The organism is Gramella sp. Hel_I_59, from assembly GCF_006714895.1.
GTDB lineage: Bacteria > Bacteroidota > Bacteroidia > Flavobacteriales > Flavobacteriaceae > Christiangramia.
Genome location: NZ_VFME01000001.1, coordinates 135,628 through 151,478 on the forward strand (window position 1 = coordinate 135,628; position 15,851 = coordinate 151,478).

At 39.6% G+C, this 15,851-nt stretch carries 18 protein-coding genes; 7 read left to right on the forward strand and 11 right to left on the reverse strand.

Features of this window, described 5'->3' with window-relative positions:
• Positions 1-74: 74 nt before the first annotated feature.
• The 5 genes from JM79_RS00640 to JM79_RS00660 all read left to right on the forward strand — a co-directional run bounded on the left by JM79_RS00640 (position 75) and on the right by JM79_RS00660 (position 5,727).
• Entirely contained in the window at positions 75-719 is a 645-nt protein-coding gene (locus tag JM79_RS00640) for a thymidine kinase (RefSeq protein WP_141876314.1), read from the forward strand.
• Positions 712-1,821: an alanine racemase gene (gene alr, locus JM79_RS00645; protein WP_141876315.1), complete on the forward strand. Its 1,110-nt coding sequence runs from the start codon at positions 712-714 to the stop codon at positions 1,819-1,821. Before JM79_RS00640 ends, alr begins: the two co-directional genes overlap by 8 nt.
• A 61-nt stretch (positions 1,822-1,882) precedes the next feature.
• Positions 1,883-2,305, forward strand: coding sequence for a large conductance mechanosensitive channel protein MscL (gene mscL, locus JM79_RS00650; protein ID WP_141876316.1), 423 nt, complete (start codon positions 1,883-1,885; stop codon positions 2,303-2,305).
• Between the two features lie 185 nt (positions 2,306-2,490).
• Entirely contained in the window at positions 2,491-3,480 is a 990-nt protein-coding gene (locus JM79_RS00655) for an aspartate-semialdehyde dehydrogenase (protein WP_141876317.1), read from the forward strand.
• A 90-nt stretch (positions 3,481-3,570) separates the two neighbouring features.
• Positions 3,571-5,727 carry a prolyl oligopeptidase family serine peptidase gene (locus tag JM79_RS00660; RefSeq protein WP_141876318.1) on the forward strand — a complete coding sequence of 719 codons (2,157 nt, stop codon included), beginning with the start codon at positions 3,571-3,573 and terminating at the stop codon, positions 5,725-5,727.
• A 78-nt stretch (positions 5,728-5,805) separates the two neighbouring features.
• Here the strand turns inward: JM79_RS00660 and JM79_RS00665 are convergent, their stop codons facing one another.
• Positions 5,806-6,402: an HAD family hydrolase gene (locus JM79_RS00665; RefSeq protein WP_141876319.1), complete on the reverse strand. Its 597-nt coding sequence runs from the start codon at positions 6,400-6,402 to the stop codon at positions 5,806-5,808.
• Between the two features lie 104 nt (positions 6,403-6,506).
• Here JM79_RS00665 and JM79_RS00670 point away from each other — a divergent pair, with 104 nt between their 5' ends.
• Positions 6,507-7,472 (forward strand): ABC transporter ATP-binding protein, encoded by a 966-nt coding sequence (locus JM79_RS00670; RefSeq protein WP_141876320.1) that lies wholly within the window; start codon positions 6,507-6,509, stop codon positions 7,470-7,472.
• On the opposite strand, the gene JM79_RS00675 is transcribed toward JM79_RS00670, so the two are convergent.
• From JM79_RS00675 to pdxA, 9 genes are all read right to left on the reverse strand, one after another.
• A complete protein-coding gene (locus JM79_RS00675; RefSeq protein WP_260443343.1) occupies positions 7,465-7,911 on the reverse strand; it encodes a transcription elongation factor in 447 nt (148 codons plus the stop codon). The two genes, JM79_RS00670 and JM79_RS00675, sit on opposite strands and share 8 nt — an antisense overlap.
• Positions 7,912-7,917: 6 nt before the next feature.
• On the reverse strand, positions 7,918-8,589 hold the full coding sequence (gene mtgA, locus JM79_RS00680; RefSeq protein ID WP_141876322.1) for a monofunctional biosynthetic peptidoglycan transglycosylase: 672 nt from the start codon (positions 8,587-8,589) through the stop codon (positions 7,918-7,920).
• Entirely contained in the window at positions 8,586-9,707 is a 1,122-nt protein-coding gene (locus tag JM79_RS00685) for an FAD-dependent oxidoreductase (RefSeq protein ID WP_141876323.1), read from the reverse strand. The genes mtgA and JM79_RS00685 overlap by 4 nt, the downstream gene beginning before the upstream one ends.
• A gap of 72 nt (positions 9,708-9,779) precedes the next feature.
• Entirely contained in the window at positions 9,780-11,129 is a 1,350-nt protein-coding gene (gene accC / locus JM79_RS00690; RefSeq protein ID WP_141876324.1) for an acetyl-CoA carboxylase biotin carboxylase subunit, read from the reverse strand.
• A gap of 65 nt (positions 11,130-11,194) precedes the next feature.
• Positions 11,195-11,698: an acetyl-CoA carboxylase biotin carboxyl carrier protein gene (gene accB / locus JM79_RS00695; protein WP_141876325.1), complete on the reverse strand. Its 504-nt coding sequence runs from the start codon at positions 11,696-11,698 to the stop codon at positions 11,195-11,197.
• A 17-nt stretch (positions 11,699-11,715) separates the two neighbouring features.
• Positions 11,716-12,714 (reverse strand): beta-ketoacyl-ACP synthase III, encoded by a 999-nt coding sequence (locus JM79_RS00700; protein WP_141876326.1) that lies wholly within the window; start codon positions 12,712-12,714, stop codon positions 11,716-11,718.
• A gap of 180 nt (positions 12,715-12,894) precedes the next feature.
• Positions 12,895-13,092, reverse strand: a complete 198-nt coding sequence (gene rpmF, locus JM79_RS00705) for a 50S ribosomal protein L32 (RefSeq protein WP_141876327.1) — start codon at positions 13,090-13,092, stop codon at positions 12,895-12,897.
• A gap of 13 nt (positions 13,093-13,105) precedes the next feature.
• Positions 13,106-13,639, reverse strand: coding sequence for a DUF177 domain-containing protein (locus JM79_RS00710; protein ID WP_141876328.1), 534 nt, complete (start codon positions 13,637-13,639; stop codon positions 13,106-13,108).
• A gap of 95 nt (positions 13,640-13,734) precedes the next feature.
• Positions 13,735-14,781 (reverse strand): 4-hydroxythreonine-4-phosphate dehydrogenase PdxA, encoded by a 1,047-nt coding sequence (pdxA, locus tag JM79_RS00715; RefSeq protein WP_141876329.1) that lies wholly within the window; start codon positions 14,779-14,781, stop codon positions 13,735-13,737.
• Positions 14,782-14,842: 61 nt separating this feature from the next.
• On the opposite strand from pdxA, the gene JM79_RS00720 reads away from it, so the two are divergent.
• Positions 14,843-15,430 carry a riboflavin synthase gene (locus JM79_RS00720; RefSeq protein WP_141876330.1) on the forward strand — a complete coding sequence of 196 codons (588 nt, stop codon included), beginning with the start codon at positions 14,843-14,845 and terminating at the stop codon, positions 15,428-15,430.
• On the opposite strand, the gene JM79_RS00725 is transcribed toward JM79_RS00720, so the two are convergent.
• Positions 15,427-15,723 carry a hypothetical protein gene (locus JM79_RS00725; RefSeq protein WP_141876331.1) on the reverse strand — a complete coding sequence of 99 codons (297 nt, stop codon included), beginning with the start codon at positions 15,721-15,723 and terminating at the stop codon, positions 15,427-15,429. The two genes, JM79_RS00720 and JM79_RS00725, sit on opposite strands and share 4 nt — an antisense overlap.
• Positions 15,724-15,851: the final 128 nt, after the last annotated feature.

A 15,851-nucleotide genomic window follows, 5' to 3' on the forward strand; every position in this document is an offset into this window, starting at 1 on the left:
GGTTGTATTTTTAATAAATTTGTTCCACCTTTATACGAAAGAGGTATTTCCCGTTTCGATTTGAAAAATACAAAATGTTTCTCGAAAATACAGTAAATCACGAAGAGCAATTTGGGTGGATTGAGGTTATTTGCGGGTCAATGTTTTCCGGAAAAACGGAAGAATTGATACGCCGACTCAAACGCGCAAAATTTGCAAAACAGAATGTTGAGATCTTCAAACCTGCGATTGATGTTAGGTATGACGAGGAAATGGTCGTATCTCATGATTCCAATGAAATAAGATCTACTCCTGTACCTTCAGCTTCCAATATCCGTTTGTTGGCAGATGGTTGTGATGTAGTTGGGATCGATGAAGCACAATTCTTTGATGATGAGATTGTGACGGTTTGTAATGATCTCGCCAACCAGGGAATTCGGGTGATCGTAGCCGGCCTGGACATGGACTTTAAAGGAAATCCTTTTGGACCTATGCCAAATTTAATGGCCACTGCAGAGTACGTTACGAAAGTACATGCTGTTTGTACCAGAACCGGAAATCTTGCCCAGTTCAGCTATCGTAAAGCTATCAATGACGACCTGGTATTTCTGGGTGAAAATGAAGAATATGAACCATTAAGCCGTGCTGCTTACTACAAGGCTATGCTGCGGGAGCGAGTGAAGAAGCTTGATGTGAATGCCGAAGAATTGAATGCTAAAAAAACCGAAGAAAATGCCTGAAGCCAAAGAGACCGTTCTTGAGATTGATCTTGGAGCACTGGCACACAATTATAGATATTTAAGAGCAAAGATCGATGACGGAGTGAAGTTCCTGTCTGTAGTGAAAGCTTTTGCTTATGGGAATGATTCAGTCATCATTGCCAGAAAACTTGAAGAACTTGGCACCGATTATTTTGCGGTTGCTTATGTGGAAGAAGGAATCCATCTTCGTAAAAATGGGATCACTAAACCCATTTTAGTGTTGCATCCACAATTCACACATTTCGAAGATATTATCGAGCATTGTCTCGAGCCCAATTTATACAGCGAAAAAATTCTACGCTCTTTTGTAGAGACTGCTGAAGCTAAAAATCAAAAGAATTACCCTGTTCATATCAAGCTGAATACCGGTTTGAACAGACTTGGTTTTGATCATCCAGAGATTGGAACTGTCAAAGAAATCATTAGTGGTACTTCCAGCCTGAAGATCGCTTCTGTTTTTTCCCATCTTGCTGCAAGTGAAGACTGGAAAGAACGTGATTTCACGGTAGGCCAGATCGATCTTTTCAGGAAAATGACCTGGGAATTGATTGACGATCTGGACTATGAACCAATACTCCATATTTGCAATACTTCTGGCGTGATCAACTACCCGAAATCGGCTTTTAGTATGGTGCGTAGCGGGATAGGATTATACGGTTATGGAAATGATAAAAATGTTGATCCTGAACTAAGACCAATTTCCACGCTTAAAACGATCATTTCCCAGATTAGAAGTCTGGATAAAGGTGATACCGTAGGCTACAATCGCGCGTTCAAGGTTGAGAAACCTACTCGCATTGCGACGCTGCCTTTGGGTCATGCTGATGGGATCAATAGGATCTATGGAAAGGGAAAGGCCGGAGTATTTATTAATGGAGAATATGCTCCTATCGCTGGAAATGTTTGCATGGATATTATCATGGTAGATGTGACCAATATTTCCTGTGAAGAAGGTGATGAAGTGATCGTCTTTGGAGGACCTCAGCATCCAGTAAAATTTGCTGAAGCAGGAGGGACTATTTCTTATGAATTGATCACCGGAATACAGCGCAGGGTCACGCGATTAGTGATCCCTGAATAATTAATATACCAGACTTCTCGAAATTTGTATAAATTTGGAAATCAACTAACAACTATAATTCATGAGTTTTTTTTCAGATTTTAAAGCATTCCTTCTTAAGAAGGATATCGTAGCACTGGCTACTGCAGTAATAATTGGAGCTGCTTTTAACAAGGTAATCTCTTCTGTCGTTGCAGATATTTTTATGCCCATCATTGGATTAATTACCGGTGGAGCAGATCTAACCCAACAATTTATTTCCCTGGATGGTGTAGAATACGAAAGTCTTGAAGCTGCGATCGAAGCTGAAGCTGCTATTCTTACCTACGGAAATTTGATACAGGCGATCATTTACTTTATTATCGTTGGTCTGTTTATTTTCCTTTTCCTGAGAGCTTACGAAAAGACAAAGAAGAAAGAAGAAGCTGCAGCTCCGGCAGGACCATCGAAAGAAGAAGTTTTACTTACTGAAATTCGTGACGAACTAAGAAAGAACAATATTTAAGACGTACGCTTACCGCTACATTACTCATTCTTAAACTAAACCTCTGGCAAAAACCAGGGGTCTTTTTTTAACAATAATCCAAAATTGGTTCAATTTTTTAAAATTCCTGAAATTTTTAATAGGGAAGCAGCTAGAATAATTTCCAAGCAATAACTTTGCAATTCACTTTTTAAAGTAAGCAAATTATGAAAGTAGCTGTAGTAGGAGCAACCGGGATGGTAGGAAGCGTAATGCTTAAAGTACTGGAAGAACGTAATTTTCCACTTACCGAACTTATTCCTGTAGCTTCTGAAAGATCTGTAGGTAAGAAATTAACCTATAATGGTAAGGATTTCGAAGTAGTAAGTCTTGAAACCGCAGTTTCCATGAAACCGGAAGTAGCCATATTTTCAGCTGGTGGAGACACTTCATTAGAATGGGCTCCAAAATTTGCTTCCGCAGGAACTACAGTGATCGATAATTCTTCAGCATGGAGAATGAATCCGAAGAATAAACTTATCATTCCCGAGATCAATGCTAACCTGCTTTCAGAAGAAGATAAGATCATTGCGAATCCTAATTGTTCTACAATACAGTTATTAATGGCTTTAAAACCATTGCATGATGCATATAATATCAAGCGAGTGGTGGTTTCAACCTACCAGTCTATCACTGGAACTGGCGTAAAAGCCGTACAGCAGCTGGAGAACGAGTATGCGGGTAAGAAAGAAGAAATGGCTTATCCTTATCCAATTCATAAAAATGCGTTGCCACATTGCGATGTATTCCAGGAAAATGGATACACTAAAGAGGAGATGAAGTTAACAAACGAAACCAAGAAAATTCTCGGTGATGATTCAGTAAACGTAACGGCAACCGCGATCAGAATTCCGGTGGTTGGAGGACATTCAGAATCGGTGAATATCGAGTTTCATAAAGAATTTGAGGAAGCAGATGTGCGAAAGATCCTGAGTGATTTTCCAGGAATTACGGTTCAGGATAACCCGGAATTGAATACTTATCCTATGCCTATTTATGCGGAAGGAAAAGATGATGTTTTTGTAGGTAGAATTCGAAGAGATCATTCCCAGCCAAATACACTAAATATGTGGATCGTTGCTGATAATCTCCGTAAAGGTGCCGCGACAAATGCGGTGCAGATCGCAGAATATTTACTGGAGCAGAAACTACTGTAATACACAAATTTAAAATTTTACTTAAAAGCCTGAAACTCTACAGATTCAGGCTTTTTTATTCTTATTTTAGGTCTCTAAACTAAGAATTGTATGAAGAAAATCTATTCAGGCATTATTGGGCTGGGGTTAGTTGCCGGCTCACTAAGTGCACAAAGTCAAAACCAAAGCAAATTGAACTATCCTGAAACCAAGAAAGTTGATACTGTAACCGATTATTTTGGAACCGAGGTAAAAGATCCTTATCGCTGGCTGGAGGATGATCGTAGCGAGGAAACGGAGAACTGGGTAAAAAGACAGAACGAAGTAACTTTCGATTACCTGGAGAATATTCCGTACAGAAATAAACTTAAGGATCGTCTTACCAAGTTATGGGATTATGAAAAATTGAGCGCTCCTTTTACTGAAGGTGAAAAGATCTATTTCTTCAAAAACGACGGACTTCAGAATCAAAGTGTTCTTTATCGCCGTGATTCAGAAGAAGCGGAAGCAAAAGTATTTTTAGATCCGAATAAATTCAGTGAAGATGGAACTACCTCACTTGCGGGAATGAGCTTTTCCGAAGATGGAAAAAAGCTTGCCTATGCTATTTCTGAAGGTGGAAGCGACTGGAGAAAGATCATTTTGATGAATGCCGATGATAAAAAGATCCTTGGCGATACGATCAAGGATGTAAAATTCAGCGGAATTTCATGGAAAGGCAATGAAGGCTTCTACTACTCGAGCTATGACAAGCCTGATGGAAGTGAACTTTCAGCAAAGACAGATCAGCATAAATTATATTATCATAAACTGGGAACACCGCAAGGTGATGACCAGATCATCTTCGGAAATTCTGAAGCACAAAAACGTCGTTATGTAGGAGGAAGTGTTACTGAAGATAATCGTTACCTGATCATTTCGGCACGTAATTCAACTTCAGGCGGGGAACTTTATATGATGGATCTTCAGAAGGTAAATCCGGAACTGGTTACAATTTTAGATAATCAGGATACCGATTCTTATGTGATCGAAAATGAGGGTAGCAAATTATTTATCGTGACCAATCTTGATGCTCCAAACAAGAAGATCGTGACTGTTGACGCTAGCGATCCAAGTCCGGAGAACTGGGAAGATTTTATTCCTGAAACCGAGCATGTATTAAGTCCTTCAACCGGTGGTGGTTATTTCTTTACAGAGTATATGGTAGATGCCATTTCAAAAGTGAAGCAATACGATTATGACGGGAAACTTGTGCGTGAAGTAGAACTTCCAGGTGTAGGCTCTGCCGGAGGTTTTGGAGCGAAGAAAGACAAAGATGTGCTTTACTATAGTTTTACAAATTACGTGACTCCGGGTACTATTTATAAATATGATATTGACAATGGGACTTCTGAAGTTTATAATATACCGAACATAGATTTTGATCCGGAACAGTTTACCAGCGAACAGGTATTCTACGAATCAAAGGATGGTACGAAGATCCCAATGATCATAACTTACAAAAAGGGAACTCAGCTTAACGGAAAGAATCCAACGATCCTTTATGGTTATGGAGGATTTAATGTGAGCCTGACTCCAGGTTTTAGCACTGCAATGAGCGTATGGCTGGAACAAGGCGGTGTTTATGCTGTTCCTAATCTTCGAGGTGGTGGAGAATATGGGAAAGCATGGCATGATGCAGGTACAAAGCTTAAAAAGCAGAATGTATTTGATGATTTCATTGCCGCTGCAGAATACCTGATAGACAATGATTACACCTCCAGCGATTATCTTGCTGTAAGAGGTGGTTCTAACGGTGGACTGCTGGTAGGAGCTACCATGACTCAGCGACCTGAACTTATGAAAGTAGCATTGCCTGCAGTTGGAGTAATGGACATGTTAAGATATCACACATTTACTGCCGGTGCAGGATGGGCTTATGATTATGGTACTTCGGAAGATAATAAAGAAATGTTCCAGTATCTATATAACTATTCTCCAGTGCATAGTATTGAGCCAGATACAGAATATCCTGCGACGCTTGTGACTACTGGAGATCATGACGACCGTGTAGTGCCTGCGCATTCTTTTAAATATGCTGCAGAACTACAGGACAAGCAGGAAGGAACTAATCCTACGCTTATCAGGATCGAGACCAATGCCGGTCATGGTGCAGGAAAGCCAACCAGTAAGATCATTGAAGAATATGCAGATATCTTCGGTTTTACATTATATAATATGGGGTTTGAAGCACTTCCAAATGAACTAAAAGAGATTTCTAAAGATTAATATTGTTGATCAACTAACTGGATCACAAAAAAAGCGCGGCTCTTAAGCGGCGCTTTTTTTATTTTATTTCAGAGAGCTTTAGTTTACCTGTTTTAATTCTCCAGAATCTTCGTCTACCAGAAAGCCTTTATCAGCTTTATGCAGGATCTCTTCATCATCATCTGAATAAGCTTCCAGCAATTCATACTCTCCAAGCGCTTCGTCCAAACGTTTTATTTTCTCTGCATCATTACAAACCTTGCCATCAATAGTATAATTGCCATTCTTATAGGTCGTTCTTGTTCCAAGTACCTGAACGGGAAGAATTTGTTCCAGATATTTTGTATAGATTTCGAATCCACCGGTAACCACAAACACCTTGATACCCTGCTCATCAAATTTCTGAATATCTTCCAGCATCTTATCTCTGAAGAATTCCGGGTATTCCAGGTTCCAGAATTGCTCTGCATACTTTTTCACCGTTTCCGGATCCAGATCTTTGAGGTAATCGTAGAAATTCTCTTTGAAATCAGTTTTGCTCACAAGCCGCATGTTTCCGAGCATTTTCAACCATCCAAGCTGGGCTAGCCTTATCAACTTATACCCATTTTTATAACATACAAATTTGAAAAATTCATCTTTGGAAGATTTTTGATATAAGGTCTTATTGAGATCGTAGACGACTATTTTTTGCATTCGATGATTCTATTCTAATTTATGTTCTTTAGCTTTAAAATAAGTTACGTAAATAGCCATTTCTAGTAACTTATATTATGATAATTTCAACAAGAATTTAACCTATGCTTCAGCTTAAGAACGTCTCCTTCGCCTACGATACTGAGCCTGTATTGAAGAATATCAATATAAATATAAAACCGGCAGAGAACATCTCGATCATTGGTGAAAGTGGCTGCGGTAAAAGCACCTTACTAAAACTCATTTACGGACTATTACATACAGAAGGAAAGATCACCTGGAAAGATAAAGAGCTTCTAGGTCCTAATTTCAACCTGGTTCCCGGAGAAGACTTTATAAAATATCTCGCCCAGGATTTTGATTTGATGTTACCACTAAGCGCTGCTGATAATGTTGGTAAATATCTGAGTAATTTTTATCCTGTCAGGAAAAAACGCCGAATCAAAGAATTACTGGAGGTTGTAGAAATGACCGATCTTGCTGATAAGAAAGCGAAATTACTAAGTGGCGGGCAGCAGCAAAGAATCGCTTTGGCCCGTGCTCTGGCCAAGGAACCAGAAATACTGTTACTCGACGAACCTTTTAGCCATATAGATCATTTCAGAAAAAATAAGTTGAGAAGAAAGCTTTTCGCTTACCTGAAGGAGCAGCATATCACCTGTATTATTGCTACACACGACAGTACCGATGCACTGGCTTTCGCCGATAGGACTTTTGTTCTCAAAAACTCAAAGATCTATGCTCAGGGAACTCCGCGGGAGTTATATGAACATCCGCAAAATCATTATGTCGCCAGCCTGTTTGGAGACGTAAACCATATTCCTGTCAAATTGCTGAAAACAGACCATGACAATAACGACAAAGTCGTCGTATATCCTCATGAATTAAAAATCACACAATCTGGTACCGAAGCTACAGTCAGGAAATCATTTTTTAAAGGAGAGGTTTTCCTTATTGAAGTATTGGCAGGAAATAGAACGATACTAATAGATCACCACGAAGAATTAATCGCTGGCAAAAAGATTTGTTTTAAAGTGAAATATGGGGTGTTGGAAAACCGAATTAAATAATCTTTTTAATAAGCACCTCTTGCTGATTAAAAGTGTAGCTGTCTTTCTCAGTTTTTCCAAGCATGGCGATGGCAACAGGAGCTTTACTACCTATCGCATAGAATTTAGTGTCCTGAACGATGATTTCCCCAGCAGGAATAGAAATAAAATAATTAGCATTTTCAGTAAAAATGATACTGCCTGCTTTCACGATCCTAGAGTCGGTTTTTACATTGATTCGCTTTAAAACAGACTGCATTTGCTCATATTGCTGTAATTGATTGCTGAGTTTGTTCCACTCAATATTGATCATTTCTCTGCCAGTCTCAAACTTGTCTCCAGCACTACTCTTGGATTCGTTTTCCAAATCCTGTTTTAATCCCTGCATCGCATTTTGCAAAGCAGTTGTTTTTTGCTGAATGAAATGCTCACATTTCTCCAATAATTCTTGTTTAAGCATTTCCATTTAGTCTAAGCTAAGTTTACCAAGATTTTGCATCTGCCGAACGATCCAGTTCTTTCTGTTGGTAATAAAAGAAGACGCCGGACTTGCTCGATATACCCTTGGATTCGGCAACACAGCAGCAATAGCCGCGGCTTCATAAGCTCCAAGGTTTACAGCTTCCTTACCAAACCAATGTTTTGATGCCGCTTGCGCGCCGTAGACTCCTTTGCCCATTTCAATACTATTCAGGTAGACTTCAAGAATTCGTTCTTTACCCCAAATTATTTCGATCAGGAATGTAAAATATGCCTCCAGGCCTTTCCGAAACCAGGTTCTTCCCGGGTACAGGAAAACGTTTTTCGCAGTTTGTTGTGAAATTGTGCTTGCTCCACGAATCTTTCTTCCGTTGCGATTATCTTCCATAGCTTCCTTGATCGCTTTAAAATCGAAGCCACTATGAGAAGGGAAATTCTGATCTTCACTGGCGATAACCGCTTTCTGGAGATGGCCTGATATTTCATCCATTGCTACCCAGTCGTGCTGAATATCTTCCTCTGGATTTTCAAAGTAACGTATCACCATTAAAGGAGTAAAAGGAACTGGCACCCATTTATAGATCACTACGATAGCAATACTAAACAGGAACAGTCCAAGAAGTACCTTGAAGATAAATCTAAAAAATTTTCTGATCATGAATTCAATGTTATTTCGGCCAGGTCTCTTCCAACCAGGCTCCCAATTGCGATCCCCATTCCACCAAGGCGAACTCCGCAGCTTACATTTCTGGAAAGTGCCTTCACCATTGGTTGCCTTGAGGATCCAATCCCTATGATCCCGCTCCACTTTCTGTCTATTTTAAATTTGGTCTCAGGCAAGATACAGGTTTTTAATAAGTGCTCAAGTTTGGTCTGGACAAGACTGGTTGTGCCCATTTGTTCGGTCTCTTCAGCTTCGAAATCCAGGTTACGACCACCGCCAATAAGGACACGATTTCCAATATTTCGAAAATAATAATAGCCTCGATCCAGATGAAAAGTACCATTAAGATTCAAATTTTTGATGGGTTTGGTAATCAATACCTGTGCGCGGGCTGGTTTTACATCTTCAAGTCCAAGGCTGGATGCAAACCCATTGGTGGCGATCAATAATTTTTTAGCTGAAATTTGAAATTTATCTGTTTCGATCCTGACGAAATCTTCTTCATCGACAAACGAATTTACTTTAATACCATTGAGCACCCGTATATCTTCAGAAGATACTTTCTTCAATAGTGTCTGCATCATTTTCCCGGTGTCGATCTGGCCCTCAAACTGATTCACAATAAGTCGGGGCATGATATTACTAAAGCCAAAAGAATTGGAAGTTTCACTGAAAACGGATTCTCCAAAGACCGGTTTCAGCATATTATTAATTACTGGAATAGCCTCCATACTGCGCTGGTACAAATCTTCATCTGCACTGGTAAAAAGCTCGTATCCTCCATTCTGTTGAAAATCGATCTGTGTGTCACCCAGATTCTTCCGAAGTAATGAGAGTCCGTTACGACGTTTTTCTACTAGCTCGACCACTTCATCTTCAGATAAAGTCTTAAGATCATCAAGGATTTCAGAAATACTTCCGAAGCAGGCAAAACCAGCGTTTTTGGTGCTAGCTCCTTCCGGAAGTAGCCCTTTCTCGAGAATGAGAATTTTAGCCGATGGTTTTGATTTTCGCAGGTGTAAAGCACAGTTTAAACCTGTAATCCCACTGCCTATAATACAATAGTCGATATTATTGATCCAGGATTCATGTTCCCAGAAGGAAAGATTCATGTTCGTTTTCAGTTTCAGCTCAAATTACAAAAAGTAGCGCACAAAAAACCCCGGAAGTTCCGGGGTTAATTTTTATTCTTCCAGAGGTTTCATTTTAAAATCCTCCATGAATTTAGTAGTATAATTACCTTCAATATAATCTGGATGATCCATCAACTGTCGGTGAAATGGAATCGTGGTTTTAACACCCTCGATCACAAACTCGTCCAGTGCGCGCTTCATTTTGTTGATCGCTTCCTCTCTTGTTTGAGCGGTCGTGATCAATTTCGCGATCATAGAATCGTAATTTGGAGGGATCACATAGCCACTATAAACGTGGGTGTCGATACGAACTCCGTGACCTCCCGGTGCATGAAGATTGGTGATCTTCCCCGGTGATGGTCTAAAGTTATGATATGGGTCTTCTGCATTGATTCTACACTCGATAGAATGTAACTGCGGAATATAATTCTTACCTGAAATTGGCACACCAGATGCTACAAGGATCTGCTCACGAATAAGATCGTAATCGATCACCTGCTCTGTAATTGGGTGCTCAACCTGGATACGCGTATTCATTTCCATGAAGTAGAAATTTCTATGCTTATCAACAAGGAATTCAACAGTACCAGCCCCTTCATATTTAATATATTCAGCAGCTTTTACCGCAGCATCACCCATTTTCTTACGTAGCGTATCTGTCATAAAAGGTGACGGAGTTTCTTCAGTAAGTTTCTGGTGACGCCTTTGAACGGAACAATCTCTTTCAGAAAGGTGACAGGCTTTGCCGCTACTGTCTCCTACGATCTGGATCTCGATATGGCGTGGCTCTTCAATCAGCTTTTCCATATACATCCCATCATTTCCAAAAGATGCTGCTGCTTCTTTACGGGCAGATTCCCAGGCTGGTTCCAGCTCTTCTTCTTTCCAGACAGCTCGCATCCCTTTACCTCCACCTCCGGCAGTTGCCTTTAGCATCACAGGATATCCAATTTCCTTGGCTAGTTTTTTACATTCTTTAAAATCCTCAATAATACCTTCAGATCCAGGAACACAAGGGACACCAGCCGCTCTCATTGTAGCTTTAGCCGTTGCCTTATCTCCCATTTTACTGATCATTTCCGGTGAAGCTCCAATGAATTTGATATCATGTTCTTCACAGATCTTGGAAAATTTAGCATTTTCAGAAAGGAAACCGTATCCCGGGTGGATCGCATCAGCGTTGGTAATCTCTGCTGCAGCGATGATATTCGAAATCTTAAGATAGGAAAGGTTACTTGGTGGTGGTCCAATACAAACCGCTTCGTCTGCAAATCTAACGTGTAGACTTTCAGCATCTGCAGTAGAGTAAACCGCTACCGTTTTAATTCCCATTTCCTTACAGGTACGAATCACACGAAGTGCGATCTCTCCCCTGTTTGCAATCAATATTTTTTTAAACATATCTAGTTGCTTTTAAAGTTCTGAAGCCCATAAATGGGCTTGCAGGTGTTAAAATGGGCAGTAATTTATGACGGATCTACCAGGTAAAGTGGCTGATCGAACTCTACAGGAGATGAATCATCTACCAGTACTTTTACGATCTTTCCAGATACTTCACTTTCGATCTCGTTAAAAAGTTTCATTGCTTCAATGATACAAAGCACATCACCTTCTTTTACAGAATCTCCTACCTCAACAAAAGTTGGCTTGTCTGGAGAAGGCTTTCTGTAGAATGTCCCGATTATAGGAGACTTTACAGTGATATATTTAGAATCATCATCTGCGGCCTGCTTGTCTTCAGCGGCTGGAGCAGCTTCCTGAGGAGCAGCCTGTTGTGCCGGAGCCTGCTGTTGAGCTGGCATTTGCTGAAGTTGTTGTCCTCCCATAGGAACCTGTTGTACTATGGTAGTTTCCTTATCGTCTGAACCTGTTTTAATTGTGATCTTTACATCACCTGTTTCAAGTTTAACCTCACTTGCGCCAGATTTAGCCACAAATTTAATCAGATTCTGAATTTCCTTTAAATCCATAATATTGGTGTTGGTTTTTATGAGTTATAAGCCCATTTAAGGTAAGTAGCTCCCCAAGTGAAGCCACCTCCAAAAGAGGCAAATATTAAATTATCTCCTTTTTTAAATTGTTTTTCGTAATCACTGAGTAACAAAGGTAAGGTTGCAGCAGTGGTATTTCCATACCTCTCTATATTCATTAATACCTTGCTCTCATCTGTAAGGTTCATTCTCTTGGCAGTCGCATCTACTATACGCTTATTTGCCTGATGTGCTACCAGCCAATCTACATCTTTATTGGTAAGATTGTTTCTTTCCATGATTTCGGCGCTTACCTCAGCCATGTTCGAAACAGCAAATTTGAAAACGGTCTTTCCATCCTGCTGTACGTAATGAAGTTTTTTAGCTACAGTTTCTTCAGAAGGTGGCAATAGAGATCCACCTGCAGCAATTTTAAGAGAATTACGTCCTATAGAATCACATCTTAGTAGTTCATCCTGTAATCCCAGACCTTCAAAATTAGGTTCCATTAGCGCAGCTCCTGCTCCATCACCAAAAATAATACAGGTTGTTCTATCTGTATAATCAAGGATAGAAGACATCTTATCTGCACCAATCACCAGGATCTTCTTATATCTTCCAGATTCTATATAAGCCGCTCCGGTAGACATTCCATAAAGAAAACTGGAACATGCCGCCTGTAGATCATAGGCAAAAGCATTTACAGCACCAATCTCAGAAGCCACATGAACAGCTGTAGCCGCTACTGGCATATCTGGAGATACCGTTCCTAAAATGATTAAGTCTATTTCTGCCGGATCAAGATTTGTCTTATTAATCAAATCTTTGGCTGCCTCTACGGCTAAGTAAGAAGTTCCCTTAGAGGGATCTTTGAGTATTCGTCTTTCTTTAATTCCTGTCCTGCTGAGGATCCACTCATCTGTGGTATCCACCAATTCTTCCAACATTTTGTTGGTCAAAATATCTTCAGGTACATAAGCACCTACAGCCGTAATCGCTGCTGTGATTTTGCTCATAAATTTGGATTTAATTCACCCTTCATCGGCAGGAAATATAATATCTTCATTCTTAGAAAATTACTAAATATTAATCAAACCGGCGTGCAAATTAAGGTCTTTTTGGGACTTAATCAACTAAAAACAAAAAACTCCCACAACGTGAGAGTTTCCTGTAATTCTTGAAGCTCTAAGACTTTACTAGGCCTCTACTTCTTCTGCGTTATCGATTAAGATCTGACCACGGTAGTAAAGTTTACCTTCGTGCCAGTGAGCTCTGTGATACAAGTGCGCTTCACCTGTTACAGCGTCTACAGCAACTTTTGGAGCTGAAGCTTTATAATGTGTTCTTCTCTTATCTCTTCTGGTTTTCGAGATTTTTCTCTTTGGATGTGCCATGGCTTCCTATTAATTATTCGTTTAATAAATTTTTTAATTTGTCCCAGCGAGGATCTATATCATCCTCATTTCTCTTTTTCTGACTTTTCAAACTGTGTTCTTCCAACTTATCAAGTACATCAGATTCTAATGTGCCGTCTTCAACACCGGGATGAATTCTTTTTGCAGGTACTCCAAGTACCACCAGCTCATAAATATATTGCTGGATATTTACCTCATATTCTCCATGGGGAATAATAAGGAGATCTTCATCTTCATTGTTGAATTCATCGCCAAACTTGATCACCAGGAAAAGCGTGTTTTCTATTGGTTGATCATAAGGCTCGTTGGTAAGATCGCAATTAACATTCACTGTTCCTCCTGCATTAAAAGTAAGCTCCATCATGGTGCTTTTCTTTTCAAACAGCAGGTCGATCTTTACATCTGCACTGTTGAATTCCTCGTACTCAAAATGTTCAAAGAACCTGTTATCTAACTCATACTCAAACTGGTGCTTCCCAAGCTTTAATCCCTTAAAAGGGATCGTAAACTCCGCTAAATTCCTCATCTCTCCTCAGTTTTGAGTGCCTCACGTTTCCGTTAAGGCGGGTGCAAAGATATAAAAATTAATGAATTATGCTCTTTTTATAAACAAATTTTTGTTTATATCTTCCTGCCTTGTTTCTTCAATGGATTTTCTGTGAGCACCTTATATTCCTCACGCGCTTTATAGATCTCGATTCCTTTAAAAACAGCCTCTTTAAAAGAATTAATATTTGCTTCGTTCTTCCCCGCAATATCGAAACCTGTTCCATGATCTGGAGAAGTTCTAACCTTTTTCAATCCTGCTGTAAAGTTCACTCCTCTTCCAAAGGATAAAGTTTTAAAAGGGATCAAACCCTGATCATGATAAGAAGCCACTACGGCATCAAAATTCTTATAATTTTTTGAGCCAAAGAAACTATCTGCAGAATAAGGACCAAATACCAACTGTCCTTTATCCCTCAATTTTTGAATCGTAGGCTTCAAAGTTTCCTCATCTTCTTTGCCAATCACACCATTATCACCACTATGCGGATTAATCCCCAGCACAGCGATCTTAGGCTTCTGAACCCTGAAATCCTGTTTTAAGGTCTTACTAATAGTATTGATCTTTGATTCTATGAGTTCCGGAGTTATGACTGATGCGATATCTTTCAACGCAACATGATCTGTAAGTAAACCAACCTTCAGATTATCTGTGATCATGAACATTAAGCTTTCACCTCCAAGTTCTCTGGCTAAATAATCTGTATGTCCCGGAAACTTAAAATCTTCAGACTGAATAGTCGACTTATTAATAGGTGCCGTGACCAGCACGTCGATCTCATCATTTTTTAATGCTGAAGTAGCCGCAGCAAGAGATTTAAATGCAAAACTACCAATCTCATTATCTTCTTCACCAAACTTGATATTTACATTCTCTTTCCAGACATTCATCACATTGATCTTTCCATCAATTGCTTTGGAAGGATCGTCGATTCCCTGGAAGTTCAATGAGAGCTTGTAATGTTTTTTAAGAAAATTGATGATCTTAGAAGATGCGAATATAATAGGAGTACAAAATTCCAGCATTCTCGCATCGTCGAAAGTCTTCAGTACGATCTCACTCCCAATCCCATTCAGATCTCCAATACTAATCCCCAGTTTGATCATTTCCTCCTGTTTCATAAACTTTCCCGATATAATATTTTAATTTTACACACAAATGTAACCATTATTATAGAATAGCATGTTCACAGGGATCGTAGAAGAAATAGGAAAAATTGTAGCTGTAGAGAAGTCGGAAGGCAATGTGAATCTTAAGATTTCTGCGGAAATGACTCCAGAATTAAAGATAGACCAGAGTGTTTCTCATAATGGCGTTTGTCTTACAGTGGTTTCTATTGAAAATAATACGTATACTGTTACCGCAGTTCAGGAGACCATAAATAAAACCAGCATAGGAAATCTGAAGGATGGAGATGCAGTTAACCTCGAACGCGGTATGAAACTAGGTGCACGTCTTGATGGGCATATAGTGCAGGGACATGTTGACCAGACAGCAATCTGTAAAGAGGTAAAAGAAACTGAGGGTAGCTGGCTTTATACGTTTGAGTACGACCCGGAAATTGGAAATCTTACGATCGAAAAAGGATCTATTACAGTTAATGGAGTAAGTTTGACAGTGGTAAACAGTAAGGCGACAGAATTTTCAGTAGCGATTATTCCATATACTTATGAGCATACGAATTTTAAAGATCTGCAAAAGGGAGATACCGTAAATCTTGAGTTTGATGTGATCGGGAAATATGTAAAGCGAATCACCGAGCTTTCCTAGGCGAAATCAAATTTTCTAAGCTGGTAACAACCAACGACCAGACCAGCACCCATTAAAATATATACATAATCATCTATAGGAAGGCAAAGCCCTACTGGTGGTGGAACGCCATTTCCGTTTCCGTTTCCGCCGGGACCATTTCCATTCCCGTTACCAGGATCGCAAGGAGGGCCTTTACGATTTTCATTGTTGTTTTTAGCCATAGGTTCTGGAGGTGACATTTGGGCATAGGCCGATGAGGCTATTCCGCAGAATAAACCTAAGCTAAGAAGCAAAATTCTTAAACGGCTCATAGTTAAAAGTATAACACCTAAAGCTTCAGGCTGCTAACCTGAAAACACATACTATTAAATGAACGGTATGTCATTTGTTAGCGAGTGAATTTCTGAAATATTTACGTAAATACGTAAAGATCAGTTTG